This window comes from Streptomyces sp. Da 82-17 (assembly GCF_046098215.1).
GTDB lineage: Bacteria > Actinomycetota > Actinomycetes > Streptomycetales > Streptomycetaceae > Streptomyces.
Genome location: NZ_JBJURH010000021.1, coordinates 60,562 through 79,233 on the forward strand (window position 1 = coordinate 60,562; position 18,672 = coordinate 79,233).

Consider the following 18,672-nt stretch of genomic DNA (forward strand, 5'->3'; position numbering starts at 1 on the left):
AGAGCAGGCGATGACGACGACGGTGTGGCTGCGGGAGCCGGCCGCGAAGAACGAAAAGGCCGGACCCTACGACCAGCGGGACGGAGGCGTGCGCCGCCGGATCCACATCGCCGCCGCCGGCACGGAGGCCCGCGCCCAGTCCGAGCCGTACGCCTTCCCGGAACGGACGCTGCCGCCCGGCGGGGTCGAGCAGTACCGTGCCGCTCGCGCCGAGGGCACGCGGTCGTTCACCCTGTGGGCCGACCGGTACCGACAACAGGCCCTCGCCCACGTGGTCACCAAGTCGGCCTCCAAGGGCGGGACTTCGACGTACGAGATCCTCGGCGCGGCGGGCGAGCCGCTGGCGGTCGTCATGCGCGAGAAGGCCTTCGACAACGGGACCAGGACCCGCTGGACCGTGCAGCAGACGGGCGGGCCGGCCGTCGTCGGACACAAGGGACAGGTCTTCGGGTGGGTCGTGTGGTGGCTCATCCTGCCGCTGCAGGTCCTGATCGCCGTGGGCGGGCTCCTCGGCGGCGGCGGTCCCGGCGCGCAGATGCCGTACCGCACGAAGTGGGACCTGGACGGGCAGACCGTCCTCGACTGGAACGGCGGCCACCTGCACGTCAAGGCCGACTGGTGGGACCCGCGCGTCACCGCCGCACTCGTCGCCCTGCTGAAGAGCCACGACGGGGCACTCGGCGACTCCTGGGACGACAAGAAGGACTAGCCGGCCGTCCCGGAGACCCCCGCCAACAAGCCCGGCAACGCCGTCCCGATCGGCTCGCGGACGACCTCCGCCGCCAGCTCGTCGTACGGCGTCGCCTCCGCGTTGACGATGACGAGTCGCGCCCCGTGCTCCACGGCCAGCCCCACCAGGGACGCCGCCGGCTGCACCTGCAGGCTCGTGCCGACCGCGAAGAACAGGTCGCACCCCTTCGCGACGGCCATCGCGGCGCCGAGCACCTCCGGGTCCAGACGCTCGCCGAACATCACCGTCGCCGACTTCAGGATGCCGCCGCACACCAGGCAAGCGGGATCCGCCTCACCGGCCTCGACCCGCGCGAGCGCGTCCGCCATCGACGACCGCACCCCGCACGCCACGCACACCACCGACCGTGCGCTGCCGTGCAGTTCGAGCACCTTGCGCTCGGGCAGACCGGCCCGCTGGTGCAGCCCGTCCACGTTCTGCGTGATCACCCGCACCGGCACCCCCGACCGTTCGAGCTCGGTGATCGCGAGGTGCGCGGCGTTCGGCTCGGCCTGCAGGGTGCGGTTCGCGCGCCGCATCTGCCAGGACCGCCGGCGGATCTCCGGATCGGAGACGTACGACTCGTACTCGACGAGCTTCTGCGCCTCCGGGTCGCGGCGCCAGAGCCCCTGCGGGCCGCGATAGTCCGGAATTCCGGAGTCGGTGGAGATCCCGGCCCCGCTCAACACGGCGACAAGCGGCTTGCTGCTCATGCGCCGAGCGTACGCAGCGACCCCCGCGCGCCGCGAGCGGATTCACGCCGCGGGCAGCCCCTCCACCAGCTCCGCCGGCCCCGTCCCGGACGCGAGCGCGGCCAGCGCGGCCCGTACGCGGAGGACCAGCCACGGCGGCCCGTACGCGTCCAGGTCCGCGGGCGCGACCAGACGCCAGGAGTCCAGCTCCTCCTCCTGCAGCACCAGCGCGTCCAGCTGCGCGCCGGACAGGACGCCGCCGTCGTACAGGTACGAGGCGATCGGCGGGCGGCCCGGGCCCGGGACCCAGTCGATCGCGAGGAGGGCGCCCGGCACGATGTCGAGCCCGATCTCCTCGACCGTCTCGCGGCGGGCCGCCTCCCGCGGGGTCTCGCCGTCGTCCGACTCGATCGTGCCGCCGGGCAGCGCCCAGCCCTCCCGGTAGTTGGGCTCCAGGAGCAGCACCCGGCCCTCGTCGTCGCGGAACAGGACGGCGGCGCCGGCGAGGATCTTCGGCAGCCCGGCGATGTACGTGGCGAAATCGGCAGTCACACCGCCGAGCCTAACCGCCGTCCGGCTCGTCCTGCTCCCGGTCCGCCGCCCGCGCCAACTGCACTGTCTCCGCGGCAAGTTCGCTGATCCGCGCGCCGTCCCGGCCGAACACGGCGCTGCGCACCCGGTCCCCGAGCGGCGCCGTCCACTGCGGCGGCAGCGCGCCCGCCCCGCACCGCACGCCCGCGACCGCGCCCGCCGTGGCGCCGTTGGAGTCCGTGTCGAGCCCGCCGCGCACGGTCAGCGCGATGGTCCGGCTGAAGTCCCCGTCCCCGTACAGGAGTCCGGCCGCGATCACCGCCGCGTTCGGGATCGTGTGGATCCAGCCGAACCGCGCCGTGTCCTGCCCGACCGCGTCGAGCGTCCCCGACCAGTCCAGGCCCGCCGTGTGCAGCGACAGCACCTGCCGCACCGTGCGCGCGAGCCGGCTGCTCGCCGGGATCACACCCTGCGCCGCCTCCAGGGCCGCCCGCGGATCGCGCGCCGTGAACGCGGCCGCCACGAGCGCCGCCGCCCACATCGCCCCGTACACCCCGTTCCCGGTGTGCGAGAGCACCGCGTCCTTGCGGGCCAGCGCGGCCGCCCGGCGCGGCTGCCCGGGGCTGGTCAGGCCGAAGATGTCGGCGCGGATCAGCGCCCCGATCCACTCCTGGTAGGGGTTGTCGCGGGTCGCGGTCAGCGGCGGCCGCAGCCCGTCCGCGAGATTCCGGTACGCGACCCGCTCCGCGGTGAACGTCTGCAGATACGGCAGCCGCAGCAGCCACAGCTCGCCGACCTGCTCGGTCGTGAAGCCGAAGCCGTGCGCGGTGAGCAGGTCGAGGCCGAGGATCGTGTAGTCCACGTCGTCGTCCCGGCAGCTGCCGTCGATCCGGCCGCGCACGCAGGAGCGCCACTCGGGCCGCAGATCGGCCTCGTCGGCGGGGTCGGCCGGCTCGGGCAGATAGTCGGTGAGCGGCAGGGCGCCGGCCCGCCGCAGATAGCGGTCGATGCGCTGCCGCGTCCAGATCTCGCCCTGCTCGACCGGCTTGCCGAGCATGTTGCCCGCGATCCGGCCGAGCCAGCCGCCGTGGATCCGGTCGGCGAGCGCGGCGTCCGTGAGGACTGCCGGACCCGCGGGACCTGTCGGAGGGGTGCCGAGGCCTGTCGGGCGCGTCGATGGGATGCCGGCTCCTTGGGTCATGCGTCCGGTCTACCGAAATTCCGGTCCGCCCGCCCGGTCAACGCGGCCGTGCCGACGCGGACCGTGAGAGGTTCTGGAGGCCGTCGACCGGTTCTGCCCCCTTCGATCCCGCCCGACCCCGCGATCCCGGAGTGCCAGATGAAGCGTCGTACGACCCTCTTCGCCGCCGCCGTCCTCGGAGCCTGCTCCCTCACGGCGCACGCCCAAGCCGCCGACGAGGGAGCCGCGCTCGTCCGCGTCGGCGACATCGACCTCCTCGAGGACGTCTACGAGCACGTCAGCATCCCCGACGGCCCGGGCAGCCGCACGGTCCACCAGATGTACGACTCCAGCGCGGCAGCCGCCGACTGAGACGCCACAACCGGACGGATTTCAGGGGGAGTTGGTCCAGCGGGCGGCCGTCCTCGCCCAGGCCGCTTCCCAGGCGGCGAGGTTGCGGCGCTGCACCAGGCGGTGGGTCACGCCGTAGACGAGGCCGCCGGTGAGGTGCACGGCCAGCACCGCGATCACGGCGCACCCCTTGCTGCGGTTGGCGATCTCGGCGGCGGTCGGCGGCGGGTCCGCGAGCGTGCCGTCGGCGGCCGCCCAGACCTGGACCCTGCTGCCCGTCGACAGGTGCGGCAGGACGTCGGCCTGCGCGGTGCGGACCCGGCCGTGCGGGTCGGTGAAGCGGACCTCGACCGGGTAGCGGGCCTCGTCGGCCTCGGCGGAACCCGGCTCGGGGTGGCCGGGGGAGTCGTGCAGGAGGACGGCCGTCGTCTCGTGCCCGGTGGCGGCCTGCTCGTGTGCGACGCGGGTGTAGTGGCGGCGGGCGAGGTCCGCGGACAGGACCGCCGCGGCGGGGGCGGCGACCGCGACGGCGAGCAGCACGGCCAGGCCGACCCAGGCCCGCAGCACGTCGCTGCGCCGCCGCAGCGGATTGCGGCGCAGCGCCCACAACAGCCGCACCCGCGCCCGGCGTTGAGACGGAGGCCCCTGCTCCGGCGGAGGCTGCGCGAACGGGATGCCTCGGGCCATGGGAGTCCTCCTTGGGTCGGGATGCTCCCGCGCGCGTGCCCTCGTACGAAGGCGGCGTGCGGGGCCGGGGGCGTACGAGGTGGGGCTAGCCGAGGTGGCCGGTCGCGGGGGGCGTGCGGCGGCCGTGGGTGGCCTGCAGGAGTGCGGCGGCGCCGCGGACGGCGGCGGTGTGCGGGGTCGGCACCCGGCGCAGCGGGGCGTCGAGGCGCCCGGCGAGCGCGTCCGTGACCTCGGGACGCAGGAGTCCGCCGCCCGCCACGAGGGGACCGCGGCGCAGGGCGCGTGCGGTGAGGCCGGTGCGGTCCTGGCGCAGCATCGCCGCCACCATGTCCGCGACGGCCTCGCCGATCCGCGCGGGGGAGGAGGAGTCGAGGTCGACGGTGCCCAGGGCGGTGCGGCGCGCGTCGACCCCGCCGGTGTCGGCGAGCAGCACGACCTCGGTCAGATGCGCCCCGACGTCCAGGACGAGCGCCGGCCGGGTCAGGTCGGCGCCCGCCGCGAGGGCGACGGCCCGCGCGGCGGGCACGGTGAGCACCCGGTACGGCCGCAGCACGTGCACGGCCGCGCGGGCGGCGCTGCGGTAGGCCGGCCCGTCAAGGACGGGGGTCGTGACGACGACCAGCGGCCGGGCGAACCGGGGCAGCCGGTCGGCGATCAGACGCTGCAGCATCCGCGCGCACCCGGCGGTGTCGATGATGGTGCCGCGCTGGATCGGGTACAGGGTGTCGCTCCCGAAGGCCATCGTGGGCACGTCGAGCAGCAGCCCCGTCCGGCCACCCAGACGCGCGTACGCGCGCTGCCCATGTCCAGCGCGATCCCGCACCGGCGCAGCCCCAGCGGCCAGGGCGACTGCGGGCGCCGGGCCGGGGCGGGACGCGGGCGGTGCCCGGCGGAAGCGGCCGCCGCCGTCACGGCAGTGCCTCCAGGCCACGGTCTCCGACCGGCTCGCCCACCGAGGCCCGCCCGCCGTGCCCGAGCTGCTGGCACGGCCCGCAGTACCGGGCCTGCGGCACGACCAGCAGGCGTTGCCGCGCGATCGGTCGGCGGCACAGCGGGCAACTGCCGTACTCGCCCGCGTACATCCGCGTCAGAGCGGCCTCGACGTCGGCGAGGACCATGCGGGCGCAGGCAGCGAGCCGGACGTCGGCCTCGGCCTGGGCGGCTGCCCGGCCGCGGGACGGGGCGCAGTCGGCGGTGAGCTGCCGCAGCTGTCGCTGCCGGAACCGGCGCTGCTCGTCGAGGTTGCGGCGCAGCGCGACGAGGTCCGCCGCCGAGAGGTGTGACGGCTGGTCGGTGATGGTCTGGTGGGTCACCACTGCCCCTTCGGGCCGAGCGATGGGTGGGGATGGGGGGACGGGGGACGGGGGATGGCGGCGGTCAGCCGGCGGCGCGGCCCTGGCAGGCGACGCAGTAGGGCGTGTACGGCAGGATCTCCAGGCGCTCCGCCGGCACGGCCTTGCCGCAGCCGAGACAGGTGCCGTACGTGCCGTTCTCGACGCGGGCGAAGGCGCCGTCGATCTCCTTCAACACGCCCTCGATGGCGCTCCGTTGAGTGGCCGCCGGCTGGTCGTCCGCGCTCTGCCCGGACTCGACGAGGGCCTGCAACTGCGTCAACCGGCTGTTCCGGGCGTGCTCCAGGCGCTGCCGCACATCGGTGCGGGAGACATCGACAGACACGACGACTCGCTTTCTGCGGTGGGTCACCGACCCACGGGGAGGAAGAGCGGATGCGGGGCACGGCCGCGGGCTCGTCACGGGAGACACGCGCCCTCGGCCGTGCCCCCACCCTGATCGACTTCCGCGGGAAACCCCATCGGTCACGGACCCCATTTCCGACGGGTCGCACAGTGCACACCGCCGACGCGTGGGCAGGGCGACGGTACGGAAATGGGGCCTGGCACCCATCGACACGGCCCGGGCACGGTGGGCAGGCTGGCCGCACCAAGTGCGGCAGCTCGTCTGGGACTCGTGACGCCCGACCGTTCGAGGCAAGCCGTTTCTCAGAAGGAGGCGGGACGCCGGTGTCCCTGTTCTGGCGGATCTTCGCCCTCAACGCCGTCGTCCTCGGCGCCGCGACGGCCCTGCTGCTGTGGGCGCCCGTGACCGTCTCGGTGCCGGTGCTGCTGACCGAGGCCGTCATCCTCGTCGGCGGCCTCGGCGTGATGCTGGTCGCCAACGCCGCCCTGCTCCGCTGGGGCCTCGCCCCGCTGGACCGCCTGACCCGGCTCATGGCCACCGTCGACCTGCTGCGGCCCGGACAGCGGCTGCCCGACGAGAGCCGCGGCGAGGTCGCCGAGGTGATCCGCACCTTCAACGCCATGCTGGAGCGGCTCGAACAGGAACGGGCCGCCAGCAGCGGCCGCGCCCTGCTCGCCCAGGAGGCCGAACGCCGCCGTATCGCCCAGGAGTTGCACGACGAGGTGGGGCAGACCATGACCGCGATCCTCCTCGGCCTCAAGCGCACCGCCGACGACGCGCCGGGGCCGCTGCGCGACGATCTGCAGGAGATCCAGGAGATCACCCGGGAGAGCCTGGACGAGGTACGGCGGCTGGTACGCAGGCTCCGCCCGGGCGTCCTCGACGACCTGGGCCTGGTCAGCGCGCTCACCTCGCTCACCGAGGACTTCGCGGTGCACGCCGGGCTGACCGTCACCCGCCGCTTCGACGCCGACCTGCCCACCCTGGAGCCGGGCGCCGAACTCGTCCTCTACCGCGTCGCCCAGGAGTCGCTGACCAACGCCGCCCGCCACGCGGACGCCGCCCGCGTCACCGTCACCCTGCGCCGCACCGCCACCGGCGTGGACCTCGCGGTCGCCGACGACGGCTGCGGCGTCAAGGCCCCGCGCGAGGGCGCCGGCATCCTCGGCATGCGCGAGCGCGCCCTGCTCATCGGGGCCGCCCTGGACATCACGTCGGCGCCCGGCGCCGGAACCCGCGTCGAACTCCGCGTACCGCTCCCGGACAGAAAGCCCCTCCAGAGCGACAACCTGCTCCCCGGCGAGAAGCCTCTCCCGGGCGCGGAGCCGCTCCTCGACGCGAAGCCGCTCCCGAGCGAGAAGCCGCTCCCCGGCTCGAACCCGCTCCCCGGAAAGCAGGTCTCCACATGACCGCCCCCGCCTCTGCCGCTGCCCCGGGCGCCGCCCCCGCCCCAGCCCCCGTCCGGGTCCTGCTGGCCGACGACCACGCCCTCGTGCGGCGCGGGGTGCGGCTCATCCTCGACCGGGAGCCGGACCTCGACGTGGTCGCCGAGGCGGGCGACGGGGCGGAGGCGATCGAGCAGGCGCGCGGCCAGGACATCGACCTGGCAGTCCTCGACATCGCCATGCCCCGGATGACGGGCCTGCAGGCCGCCCGTGAACTCGCCGGGCTCAAGCCGGGCCTGCGCATCCTGATCCTGACGATGCACGACAACGAGCAGTACTTCTTCCAGGCCCTGAAGGCCGGGGCCAGCGGGTACGTCCTGAAGTCCGTCGCCGACCGCGACCTCGTCGAGGCCTGCCGCGCCGCCATGCGCGACGAGCCGTTCCTCTACCCGGGCGCGGTCACCGCCCTGATCCGGAACTACCTGGACCTGGCCCGGCACAGCGAGGGGACCGCCGACGAGATCCTCACCCCGCGCGAGGAGGAGGTCCTCAAGCTGGTGGCCGAGGGACACTCCTCCCAGCAGATCGCCGACCTGCTGTTCATCAGCATCAAGACCGTCCAGCGCCACCGCGCCAACCTGCTGCACAAACTGGGCCTGCGGGACCGCCTGGAACTCACGCGGTACGCGATCCGCGTAGGCCTGATCGAACCCTGACCCGCGCCCCGGGCCCCGCACTGATCGATCAAATCCCGCCGAGCCCGCCCGCAGATATACGGACATGACTGCCCATGTCCACCCGCCGGACCGTCTCGGCGTACGGGCGGCCATGGGCAGGGAGCCCCACCTGGGGATAGGGTCTCAGCGGCGCGACTGCCTTGACGCGAGCAAGGCCCGGAAAGCAAGGGGATCCAAGGTGGCGGACGCTGCAGTGACGGCGGAGACGGAACGCGCGCAGGCGCGACGCGTGCTGATTGCCGCGGACAAGTTCAAGGGCTCGCTGACGGCCGTGCAGGTCGCCCAGCGGGTGACGGCCGGGCTGCGCCGGGTCGACCCCGAGGCGCAGGTCGAGTCCCTGCCGGTCGCCGACGGCGGCGACGGCACGGTCGCGGCGGCCGTCGCGGGCGGCTTCGAGCGCCGCGAGCTCACGGTCACGGGCCCGCTCGGCACGGAGGTCACGGCGGCGTACGCGCTGCGCGGCGACACCGCCGTCGTCGAGATGGCCGAGGCCTCCGGTCTCCAGCTGCTCCCCGAGGGCGTCTTCGCCCCGCTCACCGCCACCACGTACGGCTCCGGCGAGCTGCTGCGCGCAGCGCTCGACGCCGGGGCCCGCACGATCGTGTTCGGCGTCGGCGGCAGTGCGACCACGGACGGCGGCGCGGGCATGCTGGCCGCGCTCGGCGCGACGTTCCTCGACGCGGACGGCGAGCCCGTCGGCCCCGGCGGCGGCCCGCTGCGCGACCTGGCCTCGGCCGACCTCTCCGGCCTCGACCCGCGCTTCGCCGACGTCGACCTGATCCTCGCCAGCGACGTCGACAACCCGCTGACGGGCCCGAAGGGCGCCCCGGCGGTGTACGGGCCGCAGAAGGGCGCGACGCCGCAGGACGTCGCCACCCTGGACGCGGCCCTCGCGCACTTCGCCCTGGTCCTGGAGAAGGCCGTCGGCCCGAAGGCGGCGGAGCACGCGAAGGCGCCGGGCGCGGGTGCGGCGGGCGGTATCGGGTACGGGGCGCTCGTCGGGCTCGGCGCGCGGTTCCGGGCCGGGATCGACGTGATGCTGGACGTCCTCGGCTTCGGCCCGGCCCTTGAGCGGGCCGACCTCGTCATCACGGGCGAGGGCTCGCTCGACGAGCAGACCCTGCACGGCAAGGCCCCGGCGGGCGTCGCGGCGGCGGCGCGGGCGGCGGGCGTGCCGGTCGTGGCGGTCTGCGGCCGCCTCAAGCTCTCCGAGGAGGCGCTTGCGGGGGCGGGGATCTCGAAGGCGTACCCGCTGAGCCTGGTCGAGTCGGACGTCGCCCGGTGCATGGCCGAGGCGGGCCCGATCCTGGAGCAGGTGGGCGAGCTGATCGGCCAGGAGCAGCTCGTCGCGGGCTGAGGTTTCCGCGGCGTCCGTCGTTCGTCTGCCGCGCCGTCGTGGCTGGTCGCGCAGTTCCCCGCGCCCCTGAAGGGGCCCGATTCAGCCCCTCCGGCGTTTGAGGAGCGGGGTCTGGGGCGGAGCCCCAGTTCGGGAAGGGGCGGGGAGGGGAAAAAGCAGAAGGGGCCGGAACCCACACGGGTTCCGGCCCCTTCACGTGCCGCGGAGGCGAAAGGCTACGGCAGCTGTGCCGCCCGGGCCTCGCGCCGGTTGTCGCGGAAGTTGTTCACCCGCCGAGCCGTCGCGAACAGCGGAATCACCGCGCCGAGCACCAGCTGCAGCGCACACCCCGTCTGCAGCAGCAGCTGACCGCCGGGGGCGTCGAACGCCCAGGCCGCGAGCAGCCCCATGCTCAGCACGATCCACGACAGCATCGCCACGGCGAGCCGCCCGCGCGGCTTCGGGTACTCGACCCGCGAGACCATCAGCCACGCCGTCCCGATGATCGCGAGGAGCGTCGCCACGAACGGCAGCTCCAGGAGCACGATCGACACGACCGTCAGCGCACCGAACGGCGAGGGCATGCCCTGGAAGGTGCCGTCCTTCACGGTGACGCACGAGAAGCGGGCAAGCCGCAGCACCACCGCCAACAGCACCACGATCGCGCCCACCGCCGCGACCCGCTGGTGCGCGTCGTCGGCGACCATGCCGTAGACGAGCACGAAGTACGCCGGCGCCAGGCCGAAGCTGATCAGGTCCGAGAGGTTGTCCAGCTCCGCGCCCATCGGCGACGAGCGCAGCTTGCGGGCGACGAGGCCGTCGAACAGGTCGAAGACCGCGGCGCACAGCATCAGGATCACGGCCGTCGCCGCACTGTGACGGGCCATGCCCGACTCGTCACTGCCGGTGAGGTGCGGGATCAGGATGCCGGTGGTGGTGAAGTACACCGCCATGAAGCCGCAGGTGGCGTTCCCGAGGGTGAGGGTGTCCGCTATCGAGAGCCGCAGTGAGAGCGGCATCTCTTCCTCGGAGTCGTCCTCGTCGGCCTCGGGAACCCACCCGGCCTGTGTCTCTGGATCAATCACGGTCAATGCGAGTCACCCCAGCCACGGTCTTCTGACCGACCTCGACAGCCACGTCGACGCCCTCCGGGAGGTAGATGTCGACGCGCGAGCCGAAGCGGATCAGGCCGATCCGCTCGCCCTGCTCCACCTTCGTGCCCTGCGGGATGTAGGGCACGATGCGCCGGGCCACGGCGCCGGCGATCTGCACCATCTCGATGTCGCCGAGCTCGGTGTCGAAGTGCCAGACAACGCGCTCGTTGTTCTCGCTCTCCTTGTTGAACGCCGGGACGAACCCGCCGGGGATGTGCTCCACGGACGTCACCGTGCCCGCGAGGGGCGCGCGGTTGACGTGGACGTTCAGCGGGCTCATGAAGATCGCGACGCGGGTGCGTCCGTCCTTCCACGGCATGATGCTCTGCACCACACCGTCGGCCGGGGAGATGACCCGGCCCTGGGCGATCTCACGCTCGGGGTCGCGGAAGAACCACAGCATGCCCGCCGCGAGCGCGGTGGCGGGTACGGCGACGGCCTTGGCGGCGCCGGAGCGTCGCGCACGGGCCAGGCTGAGTGCCGCGGTGGCGACGGTCGGCAGGAGCCACGGCGATGCTCCGCGAGCAAGGCGACCGCCGAGGAGGCCGTCGCGTGGTGCAGAGGTTTGGCTGTGGGGCATGGATGACCTTCGTAGCGGATGATGCCGCGCAAGTGACGGGGGACGGCGGCTTTTCCGGGGATGCTATCGGTTGCGAGCCGCAACTGGGCAAGCCAGGAAGCCGAGTCGGCCGCCGAAGAGTGTTGACGGGGTGTGATCTTCCTCCCGAAGAAAACACCCCGAAAAGGACAATCAGCCCTGGAATCGATACTCTTCGAGCAGTCGACGACCAATGATCATTTTCTGGATCTCGGCGGTACCTTCGCCGATCAGCAGCATCGGGGCCTCCCGGTAGAGACGCTCGATCTCGTACTCCTTCGAGAAGCCATATCCGCCATGGATACGGAACGCGTCCTCCACGACTTCTTTGCAGTATTCGGAGGCGAGGTACTTCGCCATCCCTGCCTCGAGGTCGTTTCGCTCCCCGGAGTCCTTTTTGCGTGCTGCGTTCACCATCATCGCATGCGCCGCCTCGACCTTGGTCGCCATCTCGGCCAGCTTGAACTGAATCGCCTGGTGCTGGGCGATCGGCTTGCCGAAAGTGTGACGTTGTTGGGCGTATGAGACACCCAACTCAAATGCACGCTGAGCGACTCCGCAGCCACGGGCAGCGACATTCACGCGGCCGACCTCGACGCCGTCCATCATTTGGTAAAACCCTCGGCCGGTGGTCCCACCGAGCACGCGATTGGCCGGAACTCGCAGGTCCTGCATGACCAGTTCGGTGGTGTCCACCCCCTTGTATCCCATTTTGTCGATCTTGCCGGGAATGGTGAGTCCGGGACGGACCTCGCCGAAGCCGGGCTCCTTCTCGACGAGGAAGGTCGTCATCGACTTGTGCGGGGCCGTGCCCTCGGGGTGGCCTTCGTCACTTCGGCAGAGAACGGCCACGAGCGTCGACGAACCACCGTTCGTCAGCCACATCTTCTGACCGTTCAGGACGTACTCGTCGCCGTCCTTCACGCCCTTCGACGTGATCGCCGACACGTCCGAGCCGAGACCCGGCTCCGACATCGAGAACGCGCCCCGCACCTCGCCGGCCGCCATCCGCGGCAGGAACGTGTCCTTCTGCTCCTGCGTGCCGTGCTGCTTGAGCATGTACGCCACGATGAAGTGGGTGTTGATGATCCCGGACACGGACATCCAGCCGCGCGCGATCTCCTCCACGCACAGCGCGTACGTGAGCAACGACTCGCCCAGACCGCCGTACTCCTCGGGGATCATCAGGCCGAAGAGGCCCAACTCCTTGAGGCCGTCCACGATCTGCTGCGGGTACTCGTCCCGGTGCTCCAGCTCCGTCGCGACCGGAATGATCTCCTTGTCGACGAAGTCCCGGACGGTGGACAGGATCTCCTGCTGAACGTCCGTGAGACCTGCGGTCTGTGCGAGTCGGCTCATCGCTTACTTCTCCTGGGTCTTCAGCTCGGGGCGGCCGGGCTGCTCGCCGCCGCGCTCCTTGATGTACGTCTCGGTCGGGACCATGACCTTGCGGCGGAAGACGCAGACCAGGGTGCCGTCCTGCTTGTAGCCCTTGGTCTCGACGTACACGATGCCGCGGTCGCTCTTCGACCTCGACGGGGTCTTGTCGAGGACCGTCGTCTCGCCGTAGATGGTGTCGCCGTGGAAGGTCGGCGCCACGTGCTTGAGCGACTCGATCTCCAGGTTGGCGATGGCCTTGCCGGAGACGTCCGGGACGGACATGCCGAGGAGCAGCGAGTAGATGTAGTTCCCGACGACGACGTTCTTGCCGAAGTCGGTCGTCTGCTCCGCGTAGTTCACGTCCATGTGGAGCGGGTGGTGGTTCATGGTGAGGAGGCAGAAGAGGTGGTCGTCGTACTCGGTGACCGTCTTCCCGGGCCAGTGCTTGTAGACCGCCCCGACCTCGAACTCCTCGTAGGTGCGTCCGAACTGCATGCTGCTCAGGCCTCCGGGGCTTCGAACTTGGACGTACGGGTCATGCCGGCGGCCCGGCCCTTGCCGGAGATGACCAGGGCCATCTTGCGGCTGGCCTCGTCGATCATCTCGTCGCCGAGCATCGCGGAGCCCTTCTTGCCGCCCGCCTCGGACGTGTAGTAGTCGTACGCGTCGAGGATCAACTCGGCGTGGTCGTAGTCCTCCTGGGACGGCGAGAAGATCTCGTTGGACGCCTCGACCTGGCCGGGGTGCAGCACCCACTTGCCGTCGAAGCCGAGCGCGGCGGCGCGGCCGGCGACCTCGCGGTAGCCCTCGACGTTGCGGATCTGCAGGTAGGGGCCGTCGATCGCCTGGAGGTTGTTGGCGCGGGCGGCCATCAGGATCTTCATCAGGATGTAGTGGTACGCGTCCGCCGGGTAGCCGGGCGGCTGCTCGCCCACGACCAGGGACTTCATGTTGATGGACGCCATGAAGTCGGCCGGGCCGAAGATGATCGTCTCGGTGCGCGGGGAGGCCTGCGCGATCTCGTTGACGTTGTTCAGGCCCTGGGCGTTCTCGATCTGCGCCTCGATGCCGATCTTGCCGACCTCGAAGCCCATGGTCTTCTCGATCTGCGTGAGCAGCAGGTCGAGCGCGACGATCTGCTGGGCGTCCTGCACCTTCGGCAGCATGATGCAGTCGAGGTTCTGGCCCGCGCCCTCGACGACGGTGACGACGTCGCGGTAAGTCCACTCCGTGGTCCAGTCGTTGACGCGCACGACCCGCGTCTTGCCCGTCCAGTCGCCCTCGTTGAGGAACTTGACGATGGTGTGCCGGGCCTCCGGCTTGGCCAGCGGGGCGCAGGCGTCCTCGAGGTCGAGGAAGACCTGGTCGGCCGGCAGGCCCTGGGCCTTCTCCAGGAAGCGGGGGTTCGAGCCGGGCACGGCCAGACACGAACGGCGCGGGCGAAGGCGGTTCACAGGCTGGGTCATGCGGGGACCTCCAGAGGGTCGAGCTGGTTCGCTTGCCGGATCTCGTCGACGATACGGCCGATGATCTCCGTGATGCCGAAGTCCTTGGGGGTGAAGACGGCGGCCACTCCCGCCCGCTTCAGGTCCTCGGCGTCGGCGTTGGGGATGATGCCTCCGACGATCACGGGGATGTCGGTGGCGCCCGCCTCGCGCAGCCGGTCGAGCACGTCCGGCACCAGCTCGGCGTGCGACCCGGACAGGATCGACAGGCCGACGCAGTGCACGTCCTCGGCGAGCGCGGCGGACACGATCTGCTCCGGGGTGAGCCGGATGCCCTGGTAGACCACCTCGAACCCGGCGTCGCGGGCCCGCACGGCGATCTGCTCGGCGCCGTTGGAGTGCCCGTCCAGGCCCGGCTTGCCGACCAACAGGCGGAGCTTGCCGCCGAGTTCGTCCCCGGTGCGCCGGACCTTCTCGCGGACCAGGGCGAGTTCGGAGCCCTCCTCGGCGGCCACCGCGACCGGCGCCGACGAGACGCCGGTGGGCGCCCGGAACTCGCCGAACACCTCACGCAGCGCCCCGGCCCACTCGCCGGTCGTGACCCCGGCGCGGGCGCACTCCAGGGTGGCCTCCATCAGGTTCTCCGTACCGGCCGCGGCCTCCTTCAGGCGGTCGAGCGCCTGCTGGGTGGTGGGCCAGTGGAACGGGTCGCCCATGCCCTGGCGGTCGGTCGACTCCTGACGCGTGGTGCGCCACTCACCGATCGCCCGGACCACCTTCGCCTCCACCGCGTGGTCCACCGTCATGATCGCGGTGTCCAGGTCGGCGGTGAGCGGGTTCGGCTCGGTCGACTCGTAGCAGTTGACGCCGACGATCTTGTCCTCGCCGGCCTCGATCCGCGCCCGCCGCTCGGCGTGCGAGGAGACCAGCTGCGACTTGAGGTAGCCGGACTCGACGGCGGCCATCGCGCCGCCCATCTCCTGGATCCGGTCGATCTCGGCGAGCGAGTCGGCGACCAGCTCGTCGACCTTCTTCTCGACGACGTGCGAGCCCGCGAAGATGTCCTCGTACTCGAGCAGGTCGGACTCGTGCGCCAGGACCTGCTGGATACGCAGCGACCACTGCTGGTCCCAGGGCCGCGGCAGGCCCAACGCCTCGTTCCAGGCGGGGAGTTGGACGGCGCGGGCGCGGGCGTCCTTGGAGAGCGTGACGGCCAGCATCTCCAGGACGATGCGCTGGACGTTGTTCTCCGGCTGGGCCTCGGTCAGGCCGAGGGAGTTGACCTGCACGCCGTACCGGAAGCGGCGCTGCTTCGCGTTCTCGATGCCGTATCGCTCGCGCGTGATCTGGTCCCAGATCCGCCCGAACGCCCGCATCTTGCACATCTCCTCGATGAAGCGGACGCCCGCGTTCACAAAGAAGGAGATGCGGGCCACGACGTCCCCGAACTTCTCCTCGGGGACCTGCCCGGAGTCGCGTACGGCATCGAGAACCGCGATGGCGGTGGACATCGCGTACGCGATCTCCTGGACCGGTGTGGCCCCCGCCTCCTGGAGGTGGTAGCTGCAGATGTTGATCGGGTTCCACTTGGGGATGTGGGACACCGTGTAGGCGATCATGTCGGTCGTCAGCCGCAGGGAGGGCCCGGGCGGGAAGACGTGCGTCCCGCGCGAGAGGTACTCCTTGACGATGTCGTTCTGCGTCGTGCCCTGGAGCGTCGCGATGTCCGCGCCCTGCTCCTCCGCGACGACCTGGTAGAGCGCCAGAAGCCACATGGCGGTGGCGTTGATGGTCATCGAGGTGTTCATCTGCTCCAGGGGGATGTCCTGGAACAGGCGTCGCATGTCACCGAGGTGGGAGACCGGCACGCCGACCCGGCCGACCTCGCCGCGGGCGAGGACGTGGTCCGGGTCGTAGCCCGTCTGGGTCGGCAGGTCGAAGGCGACCGACAGACCCGTCTGGCCCTTGGCGAGGTTGCGCCGGTACAGCTCGTTGGACGCCTCAGCCGTGGAGTGACCGGCGTAGGTCCGCATGAGCCACGGCCGGTCCTTCTGACGCTCAGTCATCTGCTGCTTCTCCTAGGGGAGTTCAGACGTTGCGGAAGCGGTTGATGGCGTCGATGTGCTGGGCGCGCTTCTCGTGGTCGCGCACGCCCAGGCCCTCCTCGGGGGCGAGCGCGAGGACGCCGACCTTGCCCTGGTGGAGGTTGCGGTGCACGTCGTACGCGGCCTGGCCGGTGTCCTCCAGCTTGTACGTCTTCGACAGCGTGGGGTGGATCTTGCCCTTGGCGATCAGGCGGTTGGCCTCCCACGCCTCGCGGTAGTTGGCGAAGTGCGAGCCGATGATGCGCTTCAGGGACATCCACAGGTAGCGGTTGTCGTACTCGTGCATGTAGCCCGAGGTCGAGGCGCAGGTGGTGATCGTGCCGCCCTTGCGGGTCACGTAGACGGAGGCGCCGAAGGTCTCGCGGCCGGGGTGCTCGAAGACGATGTCGATGTCCTCGCCGCCGGTGAACTCGCGGATGCGCTTGCCGAAGCGCTTCCACTCCTTCGGGTCCTGGGTCCGCTCGTCCTTCCAGAACTTGTAGCCCTCGGCGTTGCGGTCGATGATCGCCTCGGCGCCCATCGCCCGGCAGATGTCGGCCTTCTGCGGCGAGGAGACGACACAGATCGGGTTGGCGCCGCCGGCGAGCGCGAACTGCGTGGCGTAACTGCCGAGTCCGCCGCTCGCGCCCCAGATCAGGACGTTGTCGCCCTGCTTCATGCCGGCGCCGTTGCGGGAGACCAGCTGGCGGTAGGCGGTGGAGTTGACCAGACCGGGGGCGGCGGCCTCCTCCCAGCTGAGGTGGTCCGGCTTCGGCATCAGCTGGTTGGACTTGACCAGGGCGATCTCGGCGAGGCCGCCGAAGTTGGTCTCGAAGCCCCAGATCCGCTGCTCCGGGTCGAGCATCGTGTCGTTGTGGCCGTCGGACGACTCCAGCTCGACGGAGAGGCAGTGCGCGACGACCTCGTCACCGGGGTTCCAGGCGTTCACGCCGGGGCCGGTGCGCAGGACGACGCCCGCGAGGTCGGAGCCGATGATGTGGTACGGCAGGTCGTGGCGCTTGGTGAGCTCGCTGAGCTTGCCGTACCGCTCCAGGAAGGCGAAGGTCGACAGCGGCTCGAAGATCGAGGTCCAGACCGAGTTGTAGTTCACGGAGCTGGCCATCACGGCGACCAGGGCCTCGCCCGGGCCGAGTTCGGGCACGGGGACGTCGTCGAGGTGGAGCGACTTGCGCGGGTCCTTGTCGCGGCTGTCGAGCCCGGCGAACATCTCCTGCTCGTCCTTGTGGACGGTGATCGCGCGGTACGAGTCGGGCAGCGGCAGGTTGGCGAAGTCGGCGGACGTGGCGGTCTGCGACTGGATCGCGTCCAGGATTTCCTTCACGGGGGTTCCTCCGGCGAAAAGCATGTACGGGAACGCTTTTGAGGGGACGTCGGGGCGGTGAAGCGGTGCTGAGAGTGGTGCCGTCGGTTCGGCGGAGGTGTGGTGCTCGGCGAGCGCCTGGTGGGCGCGGGAGGTGCCTGTGACGCAGGCGTCCGGGCGGGCGCGAAGCCCCGTGCGGGGCTTGCTGGGACAGCCGGCGTACGGAGGATCTCTGCACGCCGGCCGCCCGGACTGAGATCAACGTATGACACGCGGTGCCAGTGCACAAGGCACTCGGTGCCAACAATTTTTCACACTTGTCAGCGGGCCGCTTCATTTGAGCGATGATCGATCATTGCAGGTCAGAGGGGGTGTGAACCGCGGCACACGACGAAGGCGCCGGGCGAACTGATCGATCAGTTCGCCCGGCGCCTTCGCGTCGCGGTGTTCGTGAGGTGTGCGGTCAGCGGTCCCGCAGCGCCGTCTCGATGGTGCGCATGACCTCGTCGAGCGGAGCGTCCGTACGGGCCACGGTGACCAGGACCTCGCCGTGCGCGGAGGCGGTCGCCGCAGGGGCCGGAAGAGCGGTGCTCTCCCGGCCCGCGCCTATGCCGGAGCCGAAGGTCTTGCGCACGATCGCGAACGCGTGGTCCAACTGGGCCTCCACGTCGCCCTGCCCGCCGGCCCGCAGCCAGCGCCGCAGCACATGGTTGTGGGCGGTCACCACGGCCGAGGCCGCGACCTCGGCGAGCAACGGGTCGTCGTTGCCGTCGTGGTGCGCGTGCTCGTCGAAGTGGCCGAGCAGATAGCGGGTGAACAGCCGCTCGTACCGCGCGACCGAGGCGATCTCGCGCTCACGCAGCGTCGGCACCTCACGCGTCAGGCGGTACCGCTCCACCGAGACCGTCGGCGCCGCCGCGTACATCTTCATGACTTCCTTGATACCGCGGCACACCGTGTCCAGCGGGTGCTCGTGCGCCGGGGCGGCGTTGAGGACCGCCTCCGCGCGGATCAGGGTGTCGTCGTGGTCCGGGAAGATCGCCTCTTCCTTGGAGCGGAAGTGGCGGAAGAAGGTGCGGCGGGCGACTCCGGCGGTGGCCGCGATCTCGTCGACCGTGGTCGCCTCGTACCCCTTCGTCGCGAACAGTTGCATCGCCGCGGCCGCCAGCTCCCGGCGCATTTTCAGCCGCTGAGCCGCGGCACGGGAACCCGCGGGTGTCGCGGGGGTCTCCGGAGCGTCGGCGGAGGCGGGCGTACGGGGGGACTTGGCGGCCTTGGACATGGACCGAACGTACTGCATGTCCCCAGCCTGCCGCGCCTCCGGGAGCGGGCCACCCGGCGTACCGAGCAGCCCGCCCCAGTC

19 protein-coding genes and 1 pseudogene are annotated in these 18,672 nt (G+C 71.4%); 5 read left to right on the top strand and 15 right to left on the bottom strand.

Annotated features, from left to right (window positions below):
• The first annotated feature begins 10 nt into the window (after window positions 1-10).
• Complete coding sequence (locus ACIDOF_RS29295; protein WP_409009154.1) at window positions 11-709, top strand: hypothetical protein; 699 nt, start codon at window positions 11-13, stop codon at window positions 707-709.
• Here the strand turns inward: ACIDOF_RS29295 and ACIDOF_RS29300 are convergent.
• From ACIDOF_RS29300 to ACIDOF_RS29310, 3 genes are read right to left on the bottom strand one after another with little or no spacing between them, the layout of a single operon-like run.
• Window positions 706-1,443, bottom strand: coding sequence for a Sir2 family NAD-dependent protein deacetylase (locus ACIDOF_RS29300; RefSeq protein WP_409009155.1), 738 nt, complete (start codon window positions 1,441-1,443; stop codon window positions 706-708). The two genes, ACIDOF_RS29295 and ACIDOF_RS29300, sit on opposite strands and share 4 nt — an antisense overlap.
• 42 nt (window positions 1,444-1,485) lie before the next feature.
• A complete protein-coding gene (locus ACIDOF_RS29305; RefSeq protein ID WP_409009156.1) occupies window positions 1,486-1,974 on the bottom strand; it encodes an NUDIX domain-containing protein in 489 nt (162 codons plus the stop codon).
• A 10-nt stretch (window positions 1,975-1,984) separates the two neighbouring features.
• Window positions 1,985-3,154 (bottom strand): ADP-ribosylglycohydrolase family protein, encoded by a 1,170-nt coding sequence (locus ACIDOF_RS29310; protein WP_409009157.1) that lies wholly within the window; start codon window positions 3,152-3,154, stop codon window positions 1,985-1,987.
• Window positions 3,155-3,292: 138 nt separating this feature from the next.
• On the opposite strand from ACIDOF_RS29310, the gene ACIDOF_RS29315 reads away from it, so the two are divergent.
• Complete coding sequence (locus tag ACIDOF_RS29315) at window positions 3,293-3,505, top strand: hypothetical protein (protein ID WP_409009158.1); 213 nt, start codon at window positions 3,293-3,295, stop codon at window positions 3,503-3,505.
• 21 nt (window positions 3,506-3,526) lie between these two features.
• Here ACIDOF_RS29315 and ACIDOF_RS29320 read toward each other — a convergent pair whose 3' ends face one another.
• From ACIDOF_RS29320 to ACIDOF_RS29335, 4 genes and pseudogenes are all read right to left on the bottom strand, one after another.
• On the bottom strand, window positions 3,527-4,171 hold the full coding sequence (locus tag ACIDOF_RS29320) for a hypothetical protein (protein ID WP_409009159.1): 645 nt from the start codon (window positions 4,169-4,171) through the stop codon (window positions 3,527-3,529).
• Window positions 4,172-4,256: 85 nt separating this feature from the next.
• A pseudogene (locus ACIDOF_RS29325) lies at window positions 4,257-4,975 on the bottom strand (rod shape-determining protein).
• Window positions 4,976-5,079: 104 nt separating this feature from the next.
• On the bottom strand, window positions 5,080-5,487 hold the full coding sequence (locus tag ACIDOF_RS29330; RefSeq protein WP_409009160.1) for a TraR/DksA family transcriptional regulator: 408 nt from the start codon (window positions 5,485-5,487) through the stop codon (window positions 5,080-5,082).
• A 61-nt stretch (window positions 5,488-5,548) separates the two neighbouring features.
• Entirely contained in the window at window positions 5,549-5,848 is a 300-nt protein-coding gene (locus ACIDOF_RS29335) for a TraR/DksA family transcriptional regulator (RefSeq protein WP_409009161.1), read from the bottom strand.
• Window positions 5,849-6,192: 344 nt separating this feature from the next.
• Between ACIDOF_RS29335 and ACIDOF_RS29340 the strand changes: the two genes are divergently transcribed.
• From ACIDOF_RS29340 to ACIDOF_RS29350, 3 genes are all read left to right on the top strand, one after another.
• On the top strand, window positions 6,193-7,278 hold the full coding sequence (locus tag ACIDOF_RS29340) for a HAMP domain-containing sensor histidine kinase (protein WP_409009162.1): 1,086 nt from the start codon (window positions 6,193-6,195) through the stop codon (window positions 7,276-7,278).
• Window positions 7,275-7,970 carry a response regulator gene (locus ACIDOF_RS29345; protein ID WP_409009163.1) on the top strand — a complete coding sequence of 232 codons (696 nt, stop codon included), beginning with the start codon at window positions 7,275-7,277 and terminating at the stop codon, window positions 7,968-7,970. The genes ACIDOF_RS29340 and ACIDOF_RS29345 overlap by 4 nt, the downstream gene beginning before the upstream one ends.
• A gap of 199 nt (window positions 7,971-8,169) precedes the next feature.
• The gene (locus tag ACIDOF_RS29350) at window positions 8,170-9,348 is read left to right on the top strand and encodes a glycerate kinase (protein ID WP_409009164.1); all 1,179 of its coding nucleotides are present in this window, start codon (window positions 8,170-8,172) and stop codon (window positions 9,346-9,348) included.
• Window positions 9,349-9,563: 215 nt separating this feature from the next.
• On the opposite strand, the gene pssA is transcribed toward ACIDOF_RS29350, so the two are convergent.
• From pssA to ACIDOF_RS29390, 8 genes are all read right to left on the bottom strand, one after another.
• Complete coding sequence (gene pssA / locus ACIDOF_RS29355) at window positions 9,564-10,346, bottom strand: CDP-diacylglycerol--serine O-phosphatidyltransferase (RefSeq protein WP_409009242.1); 783 nt, start codon at window positions 10,344-10,346, stop codon at window positions 9,564-9,566.
• Between the two features lie 58 nt (window positions 10,347-10,404).
• Window positions 10,405-11,061 (bottom strand): phosphatidylserine decarboxylase, encoded by a 657-nt coding sequence (locus tag ACIDOF_RS29360; protein ID WP_409009165.1) that lies wholly within the window; start codon window positions 11,059-11,061, stop codon window positions 10,405-10,407.
• Between the two features lie 171 nt (window positions 11,062-11,232).
• Window positions 11,233-12,438 (bottom strand): acyl-CoA dehydrogenase family protein, encoded by a 1,206-nt coding sequence (locus tag ACIDOF_RS29365; protein ID WP_409009166.1) that lies wholly within the window; start codon window positions 12,436-12,438, stop codon window positions 11,233-11,235.
• A 3-nt stretch (window positions 12,439-12,441) separates the two neighbouring features.
• Window positions 12,442-12,954, bottom strand: coding sequence for a MaoC family dehydratase (locus ACIDOF_RS29370; protein WP_409009167.1), 513 nt, complete (start codon window positions 12,952-12,954; stop codon window positions 12,442-12,444).
• 5 nt (window positions 12,955-12,959) lie between these two features.
• Window positions 12,960-13,925, bottom strand: coding sequence for an HpcH/HpaI aldolase/citrate lyase family protein (locus tag ACIDOF_RS29375; protein ID WP_409009168.1), 966 nt, complete (start codon window positions 13,923-13,925; stop codon window positions 12,960-12,962).
• Window positions 13,922-15,970, bottom strand: a complete 2,049-nt coding sequence (locus tag ACIDOF_RS29380; protein ID WP_409009169.1) for a protein meaA — start codon at window positions 15,968-15,970, stop codon at window positions 13,922-13,924. Before ACIDOF_RS29380 ends, ACIDOF_RS29375 begins: the two co-directional genes overlap by 4 nt.
• Before the next feature lie 22 nt (window positions 15,971-15,992).
• Window positions 15,993-17,330, bottom strand: coding sequence for a crotonyl-CoA carboxylase/reductase (gene ccrA / locus ACIDOF_RS29385; RefSeq protein WP_409009170.1), 1,338 nt, complete (start codon window positions 17,328-17,330; stop codon window positions 15,993-15,995).
• 442 nt (window positions 17,331-17,772) lie between these two features.
• Window positions 17,773-18,609: a TetR family transcriptional regulator gene (locus tag ACIDOF_RS29390; RefSeq protein WP_409009171.1), complete on the bottom strand. Its 837-nt coding sequence runs from the start codon at window positions 18,607-18,609 to the stop codon at window positions 17,773-17,775.
• Window positions 18,610-18,672 lie beyond the last annotated feature (63 nt).

Bases quoted from the DNA above. Each gene is read 5' to 3' on its own strand.
- ACIDOF_RS29310 (WP_409009157.1), bottom strand. From the start codon at position 3,154: ATGACCCAAGGAGCCGGCATCCCATCGACGCGCCCGACAGGCCTCGGC.
- pssA (WP_409009242.1), bottom strand. From the start codon at position 10,346: ATGCCGCTCTCACTGCGGCTCTCGATAGCGGACACCCTCACCCTCGGG.
- ACIDOF_RS29365 (WP_409009166.1), bottom strand. From the start codon at position 12,438: ATGAGCCGACTCGCACAGACCGCAGGTCTCACGGACGTTCAGCAGGAG.
- ACIDOF_RS29345 (WP_409009163.1), top strand. From the start codon at position 7,275: ATGACCGCCCCCGCCTCTGCCGCTGCCCCGGGCGCCGCCCCCGCCCCA.
- ACIDOF_RS29375 (WP_409009168.1), bottom strand. From the start codon at position 13,925: ATGACCCAGCCTGTGAACCGCCTTCGCCCGCGCCGTTCGTGTCTGGCC.
- ACIDOF_RS29390 (WP_409009171.1), bottom strand. From the start codon at position 18,609: ATGCAGTACGTTCGGTCCATGTCCAAGGCCGCCAAGTCCCCCCGTACG.
- ACIDOF_RS29320 (WP_409009159.1), bottom strand. From the start codon at position 4,171: ATGGCCCGAGGCATCCCGTTCGCGCAGCCTCCGCCGGAGCAGGGGCCT.
- ACIDOF_RS29315 (WP_409009158.1), top strand. From the start codon at position 3,293: ATGAAGCGTCGTACGACCCTCTTCGCCGCCGCCGTCCTCGGAGCCTGC.
- ACIDOF_RS29380 (WP_409009169.1), bottom strand. From the start codon at position 15,970: ATGACTGAGCGTCAGAAGGACCGGCCGTGGCTCATGCGGACCTACGCC.
- ACIDOF_RS29295 (WP_409009154.1), top strand. From the start codon at position 11: ATGACGACGACGGTGTGGCTGCGGGAGCCGGCCGCGAAGAACGAAAAG.
- ACIDOF_RS29370 (WP_409009167.1), bottom strand. From the start codon at position 12,954: ATGCAGTTCGGACGCACCTACGAGGAGTTCGAGGTCGGGGCGGTCTAC.
- ACIDOF_RS29360 (WP_409009165.1), bottom strand. From the start codon at position 11,061: ATGCCCCACAGCCAAACCTCTGCACCACGCGACGGCCTCCTCGGCGGT.
- ACIDOF_RS29300 (WP_409009155.1), bottom strand. From the start codon at position 1,443: ATGAGCAGCAAGCCGCTTGTCGCCGTGTTGAGCGGGGCCGGGATCTCC.